The 16,544-nt window shown below is 69.4% G+C and carries 19 protein-coding genes; 13 read left to right on the top strand and 6 right to left on the bottom strand.

Going from position 1 to position 16,544, the window contains the following annotated elements; translation table 11 throughout:
• The first annotated feature begins 6 nt into the window (after positions 1-6).
• The 7 genes from ACH49X_RS01885 (at position 7) to ACH49X_RS01855 (ending at position 5,866) form a co-directional block, all read left to right on the top strand.
• Complete coding sequence (locus tag ACH49X_RS01885) at positions 7-966, top strand: DUF58 domain-containing protein (protein ID WP_195080173.1); 960 nt, start codon at positions 7-9, stop codon at positions 964-966.
• Positions 963-1,964: a VWA domain-containing protein gene (locus ACH49X_RS01880; protein WP_195080172.1), complete on the top strand. Its 1,002-nt coding sequence runs from the start codon at positions 963-965 to the stop codon at positions 1,962-1,964. Before ACH49X_RS01885 ends, ACH49X_RS01880 begins: the two co-directional genes overlap by 4 nt.
• 111 nt (positions 1,965-2,075) lie before the next feature.
• A complete protein-coding gene (locus ACH49X_RS01875) occupies positions 2,076-2,435 on the top strand; it encodes a peptidase inhibitor family I36 protein (protein WP_195080171.1) in 360 nt (119 codons plus the stop codon).
• Positions 2,436-2,659: 224 nt separating this feature from the next.
• Entirely contained in the window at positions 2,660-3,376 is a 717-nt protein-coding gene (fabG1, locus tag ACH49X_RS01870) for a 3-oxoacyl-ACP reductase FabG1 (protein WP_195080170.1), read from the top strand.
• An 81-nt stretch (positions 3,377-3,457) separates the two neighbouring features.
• Positions 3,458-4,294: an NADH-dependent enoyl-ACP reductase InhA gene (gene inhA, locus ACH49X_RS01865; protein WP_195080169.1), complete on the top strand. Its 837-nt coding sequence runs from the start codon at positions 3,458-3,460 to the stop codon at positions 4,292-4,294.
• 20 nt (positions 4,295-4,314) lie between these two features.
• Entirely contained in the window at positions 4,315-5,376 is a 1,062-nt protein-coding gene (locus ACH49X_RS01860; RefSeq protein ID WP_323123986.1) for a ferrochelatase, read from the top strand.
• Between the two features lie 70 nt (positions 5,377-5,446).
• On the top strand, positions 5,447-5,866 hold the full coding sequence (locus ACH49X_RS01855) for a hypothetical protein (RefSeq protein WP_195080167.1): 420 nt from the start codon (positions 5,447-5,449) through the stop codon (positions 5,864-5,866).
• A gap of 18 nt (positions 5,867-5,884) precedes the next feature.
• On the opposite strand, the gene ACH49X_RS01850 is transcribed toward ACH49X_RS01855, so the two are convergent.
• The 3 genes from ACH49X_RS01850 to ACH49X_RS01840 all read right to left on the bottom strand — a co-directional run bounded on the left by ACH49X_RS01850 (position 5,885) and on the right by ACH49X_RS01840 (position 8,459).
• Positions 5,885-6,640 carry a serine protease gene (locus tag ACH49X_RS01850; protein WP_357207178.1) on the bottom strand — a complete coding sequence of 252 codons (756 nt, stop codon included), beginning with the start codon at positions 6,638-6,640 and terminating at the stop codon, positions 5,885-5,887.
• Between the two features lie 23 nt (positions 6,641-6,663).
• The gene (locus tag ACH49X_RS01845) at positions 6,664-7,479 is read right to left on the bottom strand and encodes a hypothetical protein (protein ID WP_195080165.1); all 816 of its coding nucleotides are present in this window, start codon (positions 7,477-7,479) and stop codon (positions 6,664-6,666) included.
• 155 nt (positions 7,480-7,634) lie between these two features.
• On the bottom strand, positions 7,635-8,459 hold the full coding sequence (locus tag ACH49X_RS01840) for a DUF3097 domain-containing protein (protein WP_357207180.1): 825 nt from the start codon (positions 8,457-8,459) through the stop codon (positions 7,635-7,637).
• A 130-nt stretch (positions 8,460-8,589) separates the two neighbouring features.
• Here ACH49X_RS01840 and ACH49X_RS01835 point away from each other — a divergent pair, with 130 nt between their 5' ends.
• Both ACH49X_RS01835 and ACH49X_RS01830 read left to right on the top strand, forming a co-directional pair.
• Entirely contained in the window at positions 8,590-9,021 is a 432-nt protein-coding gene (locus ACH49X_RS01835) for an NfeD family protein (protein WP_195080163.1), read from the top strand.
• Complete coding sequence (locus tag ACH49X_RS01830; RefSeq protein WP_357105613.1) at positions 9,021-10,283, top strand: SPFH domain-containing protein; 1,263 nt, start codon at positions 9,021-9,023, stop codon at positions 10,281-10,283. Before ACH49X_RS01835 ends, ACH49X_RS01830 begins: the two co-directional genes overlap by 1 nt.
• A 63-nt stretch (positions 10,284-10,346) precedes the next feature.
• On the opposite strand, the gene ACH49X_RS01825 is transcribed toward ACH49X_RS01830, so the two are convergent.
• Positions 10,347-11,189, bottom strand: coding sequence for an SGNH/GDSL hydrolase family protein (locus ACH49X_RS01825; RefSeq protein ID WP_357207182.1), 843 nt, complete (start codon positions 11,187-11,189; stop codon positions 10,347-10,349).
• A gap of 114 nt (positions 11,190-11,303) precedes the next feature.
• On the opposite strand from ACH49X_RS01825, the gene ACH49X_RS01820 reads away from it, so the two are divergent.
• Positions 11,304-11,981: an O-methyltransferase gene (locus ACH49X_RS01820; protein ID WP_195080160.1), complete on the top strand. Its 678-nt coding sequence runs from the start codon at positions 11,304-11,306 to the stop codon at positions 11,979-11,981.
• A 57-nt stretch (positions 11,982-12,038) separates the two neighbouring features.
• Here ACH49X_RS01820 and ACH49X_RS01815 read toward each other — a convergent pair whose 3' ends face one another.
• Positions 12,039-12,713 carry a TetR family transcriptional regulator gene (locus ACH49X_RS01815; RefSeq protein ID WP_357207184.1) on the bottom strand — a complete coding sequence of 225 codons (675 nt, stop codon included), beginning with the start codon at positions 12,711-12,713 and terminating at the stop codon, positions 12,039-12,041.
• 60 nt (positions 12,714-12,773) lie between these two features.
• Between ACH49X_RS01815 and ACH49X_RS01810 the strand changes: the two genes are divergently transcribed.
• On the top strand, positions 12,774-14,246 hold the full coding sequence (locus tag ACH49X_RS01810; RefSeq protein ID WP_357207186.1) for an MFS transporter: 1,473 nt from the start codon (positions 12,774-12,776) through the stop codon (positions 14,244-14,246).
• 15 nt (positions 14,247-14,261) lie between these two features.
• Here ACH49X_RS01810 and ACH49X_RS01805 read toward each other — a convergent pair whose 3' ends face one another.
• Positions 14,262-14,990, bottom strand: coding sequence for a hypothetical protein (locus ACH49X_RS01805; RefSeq protein ID WP_195080157.1), 729 nt, complete (start codon positions 14,988-14,990; stop codon positions 14,262-14,264).
• Positions 14,991-15,157: 167 nt separating this feature from the next.
• Here ACH49X_RS01805 and ACH49X_RS01800 point away from each other — a divergent pair, with 167 nt between their 5' ends.
• Both ACH49X_RS01800 and ACH49X_RS01795 read left to right on the top strand, forming a co-directional pair.
• Positions 15,158-15,601 (top strand): DUF4440 domain-containing protein, encoded by a 444-nt coding sequence (locus ACH49X_RS01800; protein ID WP_195080156.1) that lies wholly within the window; start codon positions 15,158-15,160, stop codon positions 15,599-15,601.
• Positions 15,602-15,651: 50 nt separating this feature from the next.
• Positions 15,652-16,521, top strand: a complete 870-nt coding sequence (locus tag ACH49X_RS01795; RefSeq protein WP_397068602.1) for an SDR family NAD(P)-dependent oxidoreductase — start codon at positions 15,652-15,654, stop codon at positions 16,519-16,521.
• The last annotated feature ends 23 nt before the right edge of the window (positions 16,522-16,544 follow it).

Genomic DNA, 16,544 nt, shown 5'->3' with positions numbered 1-16,544 from the left:
GCGCCAGTGCCGACGTCGCCGTCCCACGCACCGCCGTCCTTCCACGCGGGGGAGTTGACCGACCCCAGGCTCACGGTCGCGCTCAAGACCCTCGAACTCACCGTGCGCCGCAGGCTCGACGGCGTGCTGCACGGCGATCACCTCGGGCTCATCCCCGGCCCCGGCTCCGAGCCGGGTGAGGCGCGCGCCTACCAGCCGGGTGACGACGTGCGCCAGATGGATTGGTCGGTCACCGCCCGCACCACCCATCCGCACGTGCGGCAGATGATCGCCGACCGCGAGCTGGAGACCTGGATGGTGGTCGATCTGTCGGCCAGCCTGGACTTCGGCACCGCAGCCTGCCAGAAGCGTGACCTCGCCATCGCCGCCGCGGCCGCCATCACCCATCTGACCAGTGGCGGCGGCAACCGGATCGGGGCGGTCGTCGCCACCGGCGAACGGTTGACCCGCATCCCGGCGCGCGGCGGGCGCGTCCACGCGCAGTCGCTGCTGCGCAGCATCGCGACCACCCCGCATGCCCGCGACGGTGTGCGCGGCGACCTGCGCGGCGGCATCGAATCGTTGCGCCGCCCGCAGCGCAAGCGCGGACTGGCGGTGATCATCAGCGATTTCCTGGGTGACATCGATTGGCAGCGTTCGTTGCGCGCGATCTCGGCCAGGCACGATCTGCTCGCGGTCGAGGTGCTCGACCCTCGCGACCTGGCGTTGCCCGACATCGGCGACGTCGTGCTGCACGACCCGGAGACCGGGCGCACCCGCGAGTTCAGCGTGACCCCCACCCTGCGCGCCGATTTCGCGGCTGCCGCGCAGCGCCACCGTGAGCAGGTCGAACAGGCCCTGCGCAGCTGTGGCGCTCCGGTGCTCACCCTGCGAACCGATCGGGACTGGATCGCCGACGTGGTCCGGTTCGTGTCCACCCGGCGCCACAGTCTGGGCGCCCCGACCGGGCGGGTGCCACGTCAGTGAGTATTTCGCATTTCACCGCGCAGATCTGGCTCGGATTCCTCGTCGTCATCGCGTTGATCGCGCTCGGCTACGTCCTGGTGCAGCGCAACCGGCGCAAGCACATGCTGCAGTTCACCAACATGGAGCTGCTGGAGAAGGTCGCTCCGTCGCGGCCGGGCCCGTTCCGGCACGTGGCCGTCGCGCTGCTGCTGGTCGGCCTGGCGTTCCTCACCGTCGCCGCCGCCGGGCCGACCGCGGTCAAGAAGGTCCCGCGCAACCGCGCGACCGTCATGCTGGTGATGGACGTGTCGCTGTCGATGGAGGCGACCGACGTGGCCCCGAGCCGCATCCAGGTCGCCAAGAAAGCGGGCAAGGAGTTCGTCGACGGACTGCCCGAGGGCGTGAACATCGGCTTCGTCACCTTCGCCGGCACCGCCTCGGTGATGGTCTCGCCCACGACGAACCACGAATCGGTCAAGGCCGCGATCGACAATGTGCGGCTGGCCGAGCGCACGGCCACCGGGGAGGGCATTCTCACCGCGCTGCAGGCGATCGAGACGCTCGCCACGGTGCTCGGCGGAGCCCAGGAGCCGCCGCCCGCCAGGATCGTGCTGATGTCCGACGGAAAGCAGACCGTTCCGGATTTCAAGGACGTCGACAACCCCCGGCACGAGTACGTCGCCGCCCGGCTGGCCAAGAGCAAGAACGTCCCGATCTCGACCATCTCCTTCGGCACCCGCTGGGGCGTCGTCGAGATCCCCCGGGAGGACGGCAGCAAGGATCAGGTGCGCGTCGAGGTGGACGACGACGCCATGCGCGAGATAGCGCGGCTGTCCAGCGGGGAGTTCTACACCGCGTCGTCACTGCAGGAGTTGACCAAGGTCTACGACACCTTGGAGCAACAGATCGGGTACGAGCTGACCAGAGGCGACGCCAGCCGCCCGTGGTTGCTGCTCGGACTGGTGGTCGTGGCGGCGGGAGTGGTGATCGGCTTGGTGTATCGCCAGCGTTTGCCTTAGCGCTGCGAACGCCAAGGCGCGCAGGCGAATACCGCGAGCCGTCGCCGTGGAAGTGTGTTAGCGTGCCCAGGACGGGCGGTAAGGGAGTGCCGCCCTCCTTGGGGCGGAATCATGCGAATTTCTGCAATCGTCACCGCTATCGCGTTCGCCGCGCTGGCCTTGGTCGCGGCTCCGCTGCCGGAGGCGTCGGCGGCGGGCTGTCCGTCCGGCAGTCTGTGTCAGTACTCCGGCGCGGGATTTTCCGGCACGGCGAAGGTGGTCACGCTCAACACGAAGAACTTCCGGAACTACTGCGGACCCGCGGGAGATCCGAGCACCAGATCGGTGATCAACAACACGAACGTCGAGTTGCTGTTCAGCTCCGGTTCCAACTGTGGCGGCGGACAACCGTACCGCTATGTGGGGCCGGGTAAGCAGGTGGCGGATCTGGGGTTCGACGCGCTGTCCGTGACTTGGTGCCCCAGCTGCTGAGCAGTGCCTCTCGCGTCGCTCGCCGAAGGTGAGTGAAAGGCGGCGCATCGATCGAATGCCGACCGGCCGGTGGTCTCCTGGACCACCGGCCGGTCCGCGTGAACGGGCCCCGATCGGGCGCCGGCGTTGTGGCGTTTCACGAACGAAGCCGGGCTCTGATGGCGCTCGGACGAACGTGACGGCCCGATCGTGGCCTGCCGATTCGACCAGGTAGGTTGAACCCCATGTCGAACATCACATCCCGGTCGGTCCTGGTGACCGGCGGAAACCGCGGCATCGGACTCGCGGTCGCGCAGCGTCTGCTTGCCGACGGTCACAAGGTGGCCGTCACGCATCGTGGGTCGGGGGTGCCGGACGGCCTGTTCGGTGTGAAATGCGATGTGACCGACAGCGAGTCGGTGGACGCCGCCTTCGCCGAGGTGGAGGCGCACCAGGGTGCGGTGGAGGTGCTCGTGGCCAACGCGGGCATCACCGACGACACCCTGCTCATGCGGATGACCGAAGAGCAGTTCACCAGGGTGCTCGACGCCAATCTGACCGGTGCGTTCCGGTGCGCCAAGCGGGCCAACCGCGCCATGCTGCGCGCGCGCTGGGGCCGGATGATCTTCCTCGGCTCGGTGGTCGGCATGAGCGGCCAGGCCGGCCAGATCAACTACGCCTCGTCCAAGGCCGGCGTGATCGGTCTGGCCCGCTCGATCACGCGCGAGCTGGGTTCGCGTTCGATCACCGCGAATGTGGTCGCCCCGGGTTTCATCGAGACCGACATGACCGCGGACCTGCCCGAGGACATGCGCGACATGGCCAAGAAGTTCATCCCGTTGCAGCGGCTCGGCCAGCCCGAGGACATCGCGGCCGTGGTCAGCTTCCTGGCCTCCGAGGATTCCGCCTACGTCTCCGGCGCCGTCATCCCGGTCGACGGCGGCATGGGCATGGGCCACTGATCACACCGAACGCGTAGCGCGGCCGGTTCCAGGCCGCCCGCAGCCAACCTCACAATCGAATTTCAGGAGAACCGAGAACTCATGGGCGGACTGCTCGAAGGCAAGACCATCCTGGTCACGGGCATCATCACCGATTCGTCGATCGCGTTCCACGCCGCGGCCGTCGCGCAGGAGCAGGGTGCGAAGGTGATCATCACCGGCATTCCGGAGCGGCTGCGACTGATCGACCGGATCGCCAAGCGCCTGCCCCAGGAGGTCCCGCCGGCCATCGGGCTCGACGTGACCAGTGAAGAGGATCTCGCCGGCTTGGCCGACAAGCTGCGCGAACTGGCTCCGCAGGGGATCGACGGAGTGCTGCACTCGATCGCGTTCGCCCCGCGCACCCTCATGGGTCCCGAGGCTCGGCCGTTCCTGGACGGTCCCGGCCCGGACGCCGCCAAGGCGTTCGAGATCTCGGCGTGGAGCTACGCGTCGCTGTCGCGCGCGGTGCTGCCGGTGATGAACGAGGGCGGCTCGATCGTCGGCATGGACTTCGATCCGCGCACCGCGATGCCGTTCTACAACTGGATGGGCGTGGCCAAGGCGGCGCTGGAGTCGGTGAACCGGTACGTCGCGCGCGAGGTGGGCGCGGCGAAGAAGATCCGGTCCAACCTCATCGCCGCGGGCCCGATCAAGACGCTGGCCGCCAAGGCGATCGCGGGCACCGCGACCGACGACGCCGCCAAGCTCAACCAGCTCAACGTCTACTGGGACGGCGCGTCGCCGATCGGCTGGGACGTCGACGACCCCACGGTGGTGGCGAAGTCGATCGTGACGCTGCTGTCGGACTGGCTGCCCGGCACCACCGGCTCCATCATCTACGTCGACGGCGGAGCCAGCCACAACACCTGGTTCCCGGAGAACATGGCGATCAACTGAGCGATCGGATGGGAGACACCGTGGTTCGAACCGCCGACGCGCTGCTGCTGCTGTCCTTCGGCGGTCCGGAGCGTCCCGAAGACGTCATGCCGTTCCTGGAGAACGTCACCCGGGGCAGGGGAGTGCCGCGCGAACGCCTCGAAGCGGTCGCCGAGCACTATCTGCACTTCGGCGGTGTCTCGCCGATCAACGCGCTCAATCGCGACATCATCACGGCGGTGGAGGCCGAACTGGCCGCCGCGGGCCTGGAGTTGCCGGTGTACTTCGGCAACCGGAACTGGCATCCCATGGTGGAGGACACCGTCGCGCGGATGGCCGCCGACGGTGTCGGCTCAGCGCTGGTCTTCCCGACTTCGGCGTGGGGCGGCTACTCCGGCTGCCTGCAGTACCACGAGGACATCGCCAGGGCGCGTGCCGCGTTCGGCGCGGGCGCGCCGCAGCTGCTGAAGCTGCGCCAGTACTTCGATCACCCTCTGCTGATCGAGACGTTCGCCGATGCCATCCGCTCGGCGCGCGATCGGCTCCCCGCCGGGCAGCGCGCCTCGGCGCGACTGGTGTTCACCGCGCATTCCATTCCGGTGTCGGCCGATGCGGCCGCGGGCCCGCCCGCCGACGGCGGCCGCCTCTACAGCCGTCAGGTCGCCGACGCGGCCCGATTGTGCGCCGTCGCAACCGGTTTCACCGATTACGACCTCGTCTGGCAGTCACGTTCGGGTCCGCCGCAGGTGCCGTGGCTGGAGCCGGACATCGTCGATCACCTGGACGATCTCGCGGCCAAGGGGGTCGAGGCCGTGGTCGTGTGTCCGGTGGGTTTCGTCTCCGATCATTTGGAAGTGATCTGGGATCTGGACAACGAGGCCGCGCAGAAAGCCGCCGAGCTCGGTATGGGTTTCGCGCGGGTCGCGACGCCGGGGAGTGACCCCCGCTTCGCGAAGCTGGTCGTCGAGTTGATCTCCGAGCAACTGCGCGGAGCCGAACCACGGCGGCTCGGTGCGGTCCCCGGCTACGGCTGTACGCGCGACGGCGCGCCGTGTGCCGTCGGCTGCTGTGCGATCACGCGTCGTCCCACTACTGGGAATTGAGGACGAGCGGTCGCGGATAGCATCGCCTGCGACCGATCGCCGAATCCGATTCTCTGGGGGGTAACTCTCGATGACCTATGCCGACGTGCTGACCAACGCCGCCGTGCTCGACCCGCACGCCTGGTCCGATGCGACCGTATGGACCGTGGCGCTCGACGCCACCGAGGCCAGGCGCCGTGGCCGTAGCAGTGGCAGCGGCGGCTTCTCGATCGGCGGTCTGCTGCTGTGCATCGGGGTCGTCGCCCTGGTGATCGGGCTCGTGATCTGGCTGAGCAAGCGGAACAAGTCGAATCAGCCCCAGCAGCAGTATCCGCAACAGCAGTACCCTCAGCAGTATCTTCCGCAGCAGAATTACCAAGGACAACAGCCGCAGTATCCGGCGCCCCAGTACCAGCAGCCGTATCCACCGCAGGGTCAACAGCAGTATCAGCAGTACCCGCCGCAGCACCAGTACCCGCCGCAGCAGCCGCCGTACCCGCCGCAGCGGTGAGACGCGTGCACGGGGATCTCAGAAATCCGGACTGCTCAGGCGGGTGTAGACCGTGGGGAAGCCGGGGCGTGCCGCGCCCACTCCCCAGGACGTGAGTCCGGCGAGATGCCCGTCGACGAGCAGCGGTCCGCCGCTGTCGTACTGAGCGGTGTCCGCGGTGGGGGTGCCTGCGCAGAGCATGGTGGACGGATCGAAGGCGGGACCATAGGCGGTGACGCACTCGCCGTCGGTGGCCAGGGGGAGGTTCGCCGCGCGCAATCGAGTGTTAACCTCGTCGGTCTCGGAGGTCGCGCCCCAGCCCAGGATGGTCGCGGTGCCCGAAGCGGGCGCCGCGACGGTGATGGCCGGGCCGGGCTGCGGCTCGTCCAGGGTGAGGATCGCGACGTCGTCGTGATAGGCGGTCGTCATGTCCAGAACGGTGGCCCGGAAGCCGGGATGAATGCGAATGTCCCTGACGCGCACGGTTTTCCCGTCGTTTCCGCGCAGGTCGTCGCGGCCGAAGGTGACGGTGAGCGTCTGTGCCAGCGTCTGTGCCAGGGCCACGCAGTGCGCCGTCGTGACGACCCGGTCCGGCGCGATGAGCGCGCCGCCGCAGAACTGCCCGGAAGCGCGGGTGAGGAACAGCGGCGTGCCGATGGCCGCCAGCCACGGGTACTCCGCTGTCGTCGCCTCGGCGCCGCCGACGATCGCGGAGGCGGGGGCGGGCAAGGTGAGACCGAGCAGAACCGTCAGTGCGGTGAGGGCGGCCGCGCGGCGACGACGGGGGAAGCGCATGTCAGACCGCCCGAGACATGAGATCAGCGACTTCCGCGCGCGGAGGCGTGCACGGCGACCAGGCGCGCGGCGCGGATCGCGTCCCACAGCGGCCGCAGCAGCGATTCCTGCGCGCCGATCGCGCTGGCGGAGGTCGGCGCGGAGGCGGGCTCACGCTGCGCGACCGTGAGGATGGCGGCGACATGATCGGCCGTGTCGAGAATGCGCCTGGCGCGCAACGGAATCGACTCGGGATAGTCGTGCCGGGAGTAGTCGGCCAGTTCGGCTTCGATGAGCTCGCGGGGATCGGAGTCGGCCGCGCCGAGCGCCGTGGTGTGCAGTTTCATCAGCGCGTCGGCGGCGTCGCGGACCGCTTCGCGCATCGCGTATTCGGCTTCGCCGAGGGACATGTCGGAGCCGGGCGCCGCGGGGACGGGCGCGCTGTAGACGGTCCACTGCAGCGTGTCGTCCTCGGCCCAGTGCGGGATGAGACCGGTGCCCTCGGCGCCGGGGACGCCGATCAGCATGCCCTCGCCCGCCTCGATCGCGTCGGCGGCGAACGCCGTGCCCGCGGGGATGCCCCTGACGTCGCCGGGGACGGGCAGCACCAACCGCAATTGGGCGCCGGGCTGGGCCATCGTCTCGCGAATCACTTTGAGCAGCGCCATGACTCCGCTCCCCGGCTGGTAGCCGTGGGCGGACCAGGGTAGGTCGGTGCGACCGCCGGTGATCGGATCACCCGCCGCGATGGTGTGCTTGGGCGCCCAGGCGTGCAAGGCGGCCAAAACGTCGTCGGGCGCACTGCAGCCGGCCAGCCAGGAGCTCGCCCACACCGTCAGCGTCGCACTTGGAGAGCACATAATCATCGAGCATAAAGGGTGGGCGCTACCGGTGGGCATCCATCCGCGACGGCATCGGTGAGCAGCGCGGAAACCGCGGGGGCCACGCCGCCCGCGAGGAACGTGCCCGGGCGGATACTCTCCGGCACCGCAGGCGCGACGCCCGCGATCGGCGGTTAGTCCGGTTCGGTGACGAAATCGATGAGCCGCTCCACCGCGCCGATGAGCGGCGCCTCCAGATCGCGGAAGGAGGACACCGCCTCGTACACCTTCCGCCAGCCGTCCTGCGGGGAACCCCAGCGCAGGCGCGAGCAGACGCCGGTCTTCCAGTCCTCGTCGCGGGGCACCTGCGGCCACCGGGCGATGCCGAGGGTGGCCGGGCGCACCGCTTGCCAGATGTCGACGAACGGGTGCCCGGTGACCAGCACGTGCGGCCCGAGCCCTGTGGTCAGCTGGGTCTCCTTCGATCCGGTCACCAGGTGGTCGACCAGCACGCCGACCCGCCTGCCCGGGCCGGGTCGGAAGTCCGCGAGCCGAGCGGCCAGGTTGTCCAGCCCTTCCAACTGCTCGACGACCACTCCCTCGACCCGGAGGTCGTGACCCCACACCCGCTCCACCAGCGCGGCGTCGTGCACGCCCTCCACCCAGATCCGGCTGCCGCGGGCGACCCGGGCGTGCAGGCCGTCGACCCGGGTGGAGCCGGAGGCGGAGCGGTTCGGCGTCTTCGGTGGGGCGGCCCGCGGCCGTACCAGCGTCACCGGCTCGCCGTCGATGAGGAACGCGGCCTCGCGCAGCGCGAACAGGCGCACCGTGCCGCGGGCGTCCTCCAGTTTCACGAACTCGCCGTCGTAGCTGCGATCGAATCCGACCACCGCGCCGCAGAATCCGGTGGCGGCGTCCTCGACGACCAGGTCTCGTTCCGCGGTGACCACGGGCACCGCCCGCTTCTTCGATCGAAGATGTCCGGAGAAGATGTCGCCGTACCTGTCGCGCCCGCTCACCTGCCTGAAGCTAGCACCGCCGCTGTGGCTTTCGGCGCACCAGGGGCACCGCGCGTCCGCGCGCGGAATTCCTCGGCAGTACTCGCGAAGGTCGCGCCCGAGATCATGATCCGCGCACTACAGTGGTCGTGTGGCCGCAATTTTTTGGCTGGTCGCGGGCATTCTGCTCGCGGCGGCGGAGATGCTCACCGGCGACTTCACCTTGCTGATGCTCGGTGTCGCCGCGCTGGGCACCGCCGGTGTCAGCGCGGCGGCGGGCACCTCCGTCGTCGCCGACGCCGTCGTCTTCGCGGTGATCTCGGCGGTAATGCTGCTCGGCGTGCGCCCGATCATCCGGCGTCGCTTCGGAACTCCACCGCCGACGCCGACGAACGTGGACGCCTTGCCCGGCAAGACCGCGCTGGTGCTCGAGCAGGTCGCGGCGCATTCCGGTCAGGTGAAGCTGAACGGCGAGGTGTGGACCGCGCGGCCGATGGACACGACCGAAGTCTATGAACCGGGTACGACCGTATACGTCATGAAGATCGACGGCGCGACCGCCGTCGTCTGGAAGGGGCCTTGATGGCTGTACTGATCGTTGCCGCCGTCCTCATCTTGCTGGTCGTGGTGGTGGTCTTCAAGTCGATCGCGCTGGTGCCGCAGGCCGAGGCCGCGGTGATCGAGCGGTTGGGCCGGTATTCGCGGACGGTCTCCGGCCAGCTCACGTTCCTCGTGCCGTTCGCCGATCGCGTCCGCGCCAAGGTGGATCTGCGGGAGCGGGTGGTGTCGTTCCCGCCGCAGCCGGTGATCACCGAGGACAACCTCACCCTGCACATCGACACGGTGGTCTATTTCCAGGTGACCAGCCCGCAGGCGGCGGTGTACGAGATCAGCAACTACATCGCCGCCGTCGAGCAACTGACCGTCACCACACTGCGCAACGTCGTGGGCGGCATGACGCTCGAGCAGACGCTCACCTCCCGCGACGCGATCAACGGCCAGCTGCGCGGTGTGCTGGACGAGGCGACCGGGCGCTGGGGGCTGCGCGTGGCGCGGGTCGAGCTGAAGAGCATCGATCCGCCTCCGTCGATCCAGGAGTCGATGGAGAAGCAGATGAAGGCCGACCGCGAGAAGCGCGCCATGATCCTCACCGCGGAGGGCCAGCGCGAATCGGCGATCAAGACGGCCGAGGGTTCCAAGCAGGCGCAGATCCTGTCCGCCGAGGGCGCCAAGCAGTCGGCGATCCTGGCCGCCGAAGGCGAACGGCAGAGCCGCATCCTGCGGGCGCAGGGTGAGCGCGCCGCCGCGTACCTGCAGGCCCAAGGCCAGGCCAAGGCGATCGAAAAGGTCTTCGCCGCCATCAAATCCGGCAAGCCGACACCGGAATTGCTTGCCTACCAGTACATGCAGACGTTGCCAATGGTCGCGCGCGGCGACGCCAACAAGGTGTGGCTGGTGCCCAGCGACTTCGGCAAGGCGCTGGAGGGGTTCGCGAAGAGCTTCGGCACGCAAGGCGAGGACGGCGTGTTCCGGTACGAGCCGCCGGCCTCCGACGGCGCGGAAGCCAAGCCGGAGGACGATTCGGATGTCGCGGACTGGTTCGACACGGCGCCCGACCCGACCATCGAGCGCGCCGTGCGGGCTGCCGAGGCGACGGCGCGGACGCCGGTGGAGGGGCTGACCCCGACACCGCCCCCGCAGGGGTTCGAGCCTTCGCCGCACCAGCCGGTCATCCCTCCGCAGGAGGCTTTCCCGGCCCAGCAGCCGCCGCAGCAACCTCCGGCCCAGCGTCAGGACGACCCGCACGGCCGTCCGTGGCAGCCGCCGGAGAACTTCTCGAAATAGTGTCGCGCGCCGCCCCGGCCTCCATTCGCGTCCGGGGCGGTCGCGTCGATGCGGCCGGATCGTTCAGCCTGGCAGTCCGGCGGCGCGAATCGCCGGGACGACCACGTCGGCGATGCCCCGCATGCCCTGCGGGTTGAGGTGGTAGGGCAGAAGCGTCTCGGTGGCGAGGACGGGCTCCATCCAGCGGACGCCGACGGGCGCGCACGCGTCGCGGCCCTCCGACGCGACGCTGGTGTCCACATAGATCGCGCCGTGCGCGGTGGCGACGCGGGAGACCACGGCGTTGAGATGGTCGAAGGCGGCTTGGATGGGCGCGGCGTCGGACGGGCGAAGACCGACCAGCGCCGGACAGCCGCCGTCGCGCACGTAGCGCGGCCAGCCGTCGACGACGATCAGCGCCCGCGGCGCGCGGGCCGAGATCTGTCGCAGTGCGGTGGCGTAGGACTCCGCGATCGCATCGATGTCGGCGGCCCAGTCCGGACCGGCGCACCCGCCCACGCCGGTGAGGCCGTAGACATGGCAGGCGACGATGTGCTCGGCCATCAGCGCGTCATTGGCGCCGATGTGCACCGTGACCAATCTGGTGGCGGGGCCGAGGGCGTCGAACTGGGGTGGGATGCCCGGTTGCTGCGGGGCGGCGAGGTCCGCGATACGGGCGGAGTTGCAGGTGCGGTCGTCGATCGGCAAGCCGAGGTCCAGGGCGATCAGCTGCGGTGTGTTCGCGGTGGAGCGCAGGCATCGGAACGGTGCCGAGATGTCGAAGTTCCGCACGCCCGTGGTGGCCGCCCCGGAATCGCCCAGGGCGACGTATTCGGCCCCGCCGGTGGGCTCGGCCCCGGCGGGGGCGGTGGCGCCCATGGCGATCAGACAGGCGATGACCGTGACGGCCCGCGCAAGATTCGTCATGTCGTTTCCGTCCGTCCAGTCGTCGGCGCGCTGCGAAACATGTACGTCTCTCTGTGCCGAACGCTACTCGGGCAGGCACGTCCGCGGGCGGAATCGGGTGGCAGACTGCCAGATATGACGACACCTGGATGGGCCGAAGTGGACCGCTACTTAGTGCAGACCCTCGTGGCGGATCCCGACTCCGACGCGGCGCTGGCGGCGAACAAGGACGCGGGCCTGCCCGCGATCGACGTGTCACCGCCCCAGGGAAAGTTCCTCCATCTGCTGGCCAGGACGGTGGGCGCGCGACGGGTGCTGGAGATCGGCACGCTCGGCGGATACAGCACCATCTGGCTCGCCCGCGCGGTGGGACCGGAGGGGCGGGTGATCACGCTCGAGTTCGCCGACCGGCACGCCGAGGTGGCGCGGGCGAATCTGGACCGGGCGGGCGTCGGCGACCGAGTGGAGATCCGGGTCGGCGCCGCGCTGGACAGCCTGCCCGTGCTCGCCGAAGAGGATCCGGAGCCGTTCGACTTGGTCTTCATCGACGCGGACAAGGTGAACAACTCCAACTACGTGCTGTGGGCGCTGCGGCTGACCCGGCCGGGCTCGGTGATCATTGTCGACAACGTCGTGCGCGGCGGCGCGATCGCCGACGAGCGGTCCGACGACCCGAACGCGCAGGCCAGTCGCGAACTCGTCGAGTTGCTCCAAGCCGAGCCCAGCCTGGACGCCACCGTGGTGCAGACCGTCGGCGCCAAAGGCTGGGACGGCTTCGCCTACGCCGTCGTGAACGGCGACAGCGTCGGGTGAACCGGCTCGGCCAGGGCTCCAGCACCCCGGTTTCGTAGCGCCGGTTCCAACATCAAGTCAGGTCGAGGTCAACCGCTCGCGCCGCGCCGCCCTGGCCTCGAAACCGTCGCAGAGCGCGTCCAGGCCGTCGTAGAGCAGTTCCTCCTGGGTCAGGTTCCGCACGCCGCTGCCGGCGAGATCGGCCAGCGCGGAAGGGACCGGTCCCTGGGACGTGCCGTCGAGCAGCGTCCGCAACCCGTTCTCGCCCGCCGGGTCCATGCCTTTGCGCGCCATCAGCTCGGCGCTGATCTCGGGCAGTGTCGCGCCGGAGATGTAGTTCCACACGGCGAAGGACATGCCGGTCGCCTCGCGGGTGGACACGCCGAGTTCCAGGAACCCCTCCACCAGCCAGGCCAGGCACGCCAGGCTCTGCGGCCCGAAGCTGTAACGCGGTGTGGCGAAGGTGAGCAGCACCCACGGATGTTGCCGATACAGGGCCCAGTCGATTTCGGCGGCGATGCGGACCCGGTCGCGCCAGCTCCACCCCTGCCCCTCGGGGGGCGGATACGGATTGCGCCGGGCCACTTCGTCGGTCATCAGCGCGAGCAATTCGTCTTTGTTCGCGACGTGGCGATACAGCGACATGGCTCCCACGCCGAGCCGATCGGCGATGCGCCGCATGGACAGCGCGTCCAAGCCCTCGGCGTCGGCGAGCTCGATCGCGGTGTCGACAATGGCGGCGCGGTGCAGCATGCGTACACTGTACCCGGGCTCATGCGTACGACGTACGCGCCATGGAGAGGAAGTTCGGTGATGACACACGTGCGGCCGGCCAGGACCGAACCGGCCACGACGGGCTCGCGACGCGCTTGGCTGGGGCTCGCGGTTCTGCTGTTGCCGGTGCTGCTGGTGTCCATGGACATCTCGGTGCTGTTCCTCGCGCTGCCGACGCTGACCCTCGATCTGGACCCCTCCGCCGATCAGCAACTGTGGATCCTGGATATCTACGGCTTCCTGATCGCGGGCCTGCTGATCACCATGGGCAATCTCGGCGACCGGATCGGTCGGCGCAACATCTTGCTCACCGGCGCGGCGGTTTTCGGCATCGCGTCGGTGATCGCCGCGTTCGCCCCCACCGCCGGCGTGCTGATCGCGGCGCGGGCGCTGATGGGCATCGGCGGTGCGACCTTGCTGCCGTCCAGCCTGGCGCTGATCTCCAGCCTGTTCCCGGACGCGCGGGAGCGGGCCGCCGCGATCGGCATCTGGACGGCGTTCTTCGCGGGCGGCTCGGCCGTCGGGCCGATCATCGGCGGCGCGCTGCTGCACCACTTCTGGTGGGGCTCGGTGTTTCTCATCAATCTTCCGGTGCTGCTGGTGCTGCTCGCCTTCGGCCCGTTCGTGTTGCCGGAACACCGAGCGGGGGTGCGGGAACCGCTGGATCTGCCGAGTGTCGCGTTGTCGATCGGCGGCATCCTGCCGGTGGTGTACGGGATCAAACACGCCGCCACCGAGGGCATCGATGCGCAAGCGGTCGTCGTCGCGCTGGTGGGCGCGGTGATCCTGACCGTGTTCGTGCGCAGGCAGCGACAGCTGCGCGACCCTCTGCTCGATCTGCGGCTGTTCGCCAGGCCGCAGTTCTCGGTGGCCATCGGCGCCAGTCTCGCCGGCATGATGTCGCTGGCCGGTCTCAGCTATCTCACCAGCATCTATCTGCAGTCGGTGACCGGGCGCACGCCGCTGGCGGCGGCGCTGCTCGGCATTCCGATGGCGATCGCGGTTTTCGTCTGCTCGATGGGCGGCGCCCGAGTCGGACATCGTTTCGGCGCCCGCGCGACGTTCGTGTTCGCGCTGCTCGCCTCCGCCGCGGGCAACCTGATGCTGCTCGGTGTGGGCGCGCACGACGGACTCGGCTGGTACCTGGCCGGTTCCACGATCGCAGGCATCGGATACGGCCTCGCCTTCACGCTGGTGTCCGAGGTCTCGGTGTCGTCGGTGCCGCCGGAGCGGGCCGGGTCGGCGGTGGGCATCTCGGAGACCAGCTTCGAACTCGGCAATGCGCTCGGCCTGGCGCTGCTCGGTTCGCTCGCGGCGCTGATCTTCCGGTCCGGGGGTGACTACGCGGCGACGCTCGGCGAGACCATTCAGCACGCGGGCGCGAACGCGGCGCTGGTCGAGGCGGCGCGCGAATCCTTCGTCGACGGCATGCACGTCGCGGTGGCCGTCGGCGCGACCGTGCTCACGGCGATGGCGCTGATCGCGCGCTTCGCCGCTCCGCGTCCGAGTTGAGCCGCGCGGCCGGGATCAGTGGCCGAAGACGGAGGTCACTATCTCGGCTGCCCAGCGGTTCATCGGCCGGACGACCGCGCCGTGCACCCAGCGGACCGGACGCACCACCAAGGCGAGCCAGACGACGGCCGAAGCGCCGAACACCGGGCGCAACACGTAGCGGTACAGCGCCCGGCACGGCAGCACGACGAGCACACCGACGACGAGGGTCGCCACGCGCCACCCGTAGCGCGCGGTCGCGCGCACCGCGTTCCAGAGCGGGCGCAGCACCCAACGCCACAACTGCGACAGCGGCCAGACGATGAGCCACTCGAGGGTGCGGTGGCATACCCACGCGACGGCATATGCGATCGGATACACGACCCAGCGCAGCAACCACGCCCCCACGGGACGAATCACTGTGCGCCACAGAAAAATTTCTACCGCGCGCCGCAGCGGTCGCAGCAGGTATTCCAGCAGCAGCGACAGCATCGGTGTGAGCACCGAGCCCCACAGCAGATGCTGCACCACCCAGCCCCACAGGAAATCCTTCGCGACTATCCACGCGGGCCGCAGCACCCAGTGCCAGATCAGCTCGGCTGCCGGAACCAGCAGGTAGCGTGCGACGAAGACGAGCGCCGCTCCGATCGCGCGACCGAGGAAGGCAATGCCCTCCCACAGCAGACGGATCGGAACCAGCACCACGATCGCGATCCCGCGCGCGATCCACTGTGCGATCGAGACCTGTGCGTCCGGCGTCGACACCTCGTTCCCCCTCGTCGAATGCACCGGGCGAAGCCGCGGTGAGAAAGTCTGTGCGCCGGCTACATTCGACCACGCGAACGCCGCCGGGCGCGTGAGTAGAAATGCTCGAGTGGCGCGTCGGCGCGCCTCCCACGAATCGAACGGCGTTCGTGATAATATTAAATGTCATGTTTTCGCATGACATCCCCCTCGCCGATGGCGCTTCAGCACCCGGCATCGAAGCGGTCCAGACTTTCCTCCGCCGCTACGACGACAGTGTTGCCGCCTCCGACTTCGATGCCCTGCCAGGCTATTTCGATCCGCAGATCCTGGTGGTCACGCCCACGACGAGCCGGTGCGTCACCCGCGCGGAATTCATCGCGGGCGCTCGCGCCCGTGCCCGCGGGCTCGCCGCTGCGCGCGCGACGCTGGCCGCCCAGTCCACCATCGCACTCGGCGGGCACTGCTGGCTCAGTTCGGCGCACTGGACGATGAGCATCGGCGACGCGCCCGCCCTCGACCTCTACAGCGATTTCCTGGTCCGGCGCGCCGACGGCGAGCTGAGTATCTCCGCCTACCTCACCCGCCAGGACCTGCCGCAACTCGTGCGGGACCGCTCCGGCGCGCACTGATGCGGCGAACTCGCCGGTGGGCACGGTGATCGACGCCTACAGTCGAAGTCGTGGACCACGCCCCGGCTTCGAACAACGGCAGGCCGATCGCCGAACGGGTGGCGACACGGCTGCTGTATCCCACGTCGCGTCCGCGCGAACAGGCGCTGCGCGCCGCGGTCGACGGAAAGAACGTGCTGGTCACCGGGGCATCGCACGGCATAGGCAAGGCCAGTGCGCGCAAGCTGGCCGGTGCGGGCGCGACCGTCGCGCTCGTCGCCCGCTCCGGCGGCGAACTCGAGCGGCTGGCCGCGGAGATCACCGCCGCGGGCGGCGTCGCGCACAGCTACCCGACCGATCTCACGGACATGGACGCGGTCGAACGGCTCGGCCACCGCCTACTCGACGAGCACGGCCACCTCGACGTGGTGATCAACAACGCGGGCAAGTCGATCCGCCGCCCGATCGACGAGTCCTACGACCGCTTCCACGATTTCACCCGCACCATCGATGTCAACTACCTCGGTCCGGTGCGCTTGCTGCTCACGCTGCTGCCCGCCATGCGCGCCCGCGGACGAGGCCACCTCGTCAACGTATCCACGTGGGGCGTGCGCATGCCGCCCGCGCCGCGCTGGGCCGCCTACGGAGCGTCCAAATCCGCCTTCGACGTCTGGTTGCGCAGTGTCGCGGCCGAGGTGTCCGGCGACGGTGTCACCGCCACCTCGATCTACCTGCCGCTCGTGCACACCAGGATGAGCGCGCCAACCGACTTCAGCCGGGTCCCCGGCCTGACCGTGGCCGAGGCAGCCGACCTGGTCTGCCACGCGGTGACCGCGAAGCCGCGCGAAATCGCACCGTGGTGGTCGGCCCCCGTGCAGGCGTGGACCGACCTGACCCGCGGCCGCGCCCAGCGTTTCATGGAACGCGCCTTCCGCCGCTGACCGGAACATCCGGGAAACGACCA

It is taken from the genome of Nocardia sp. NPDC019323 (assembly GCF_044389845.1).
Classification (GTDB): domain Bacteria; phylum Actinomycetota; class Actinomycetes; order Mycobacteriales; family Mycobacteriaceae; genus Nocardia; species Nocardia implantans.
Note: the sequence above shows the minus strand (reverse complement) of the source record. Positions and strands in the feature narration are given on the sequence as shown.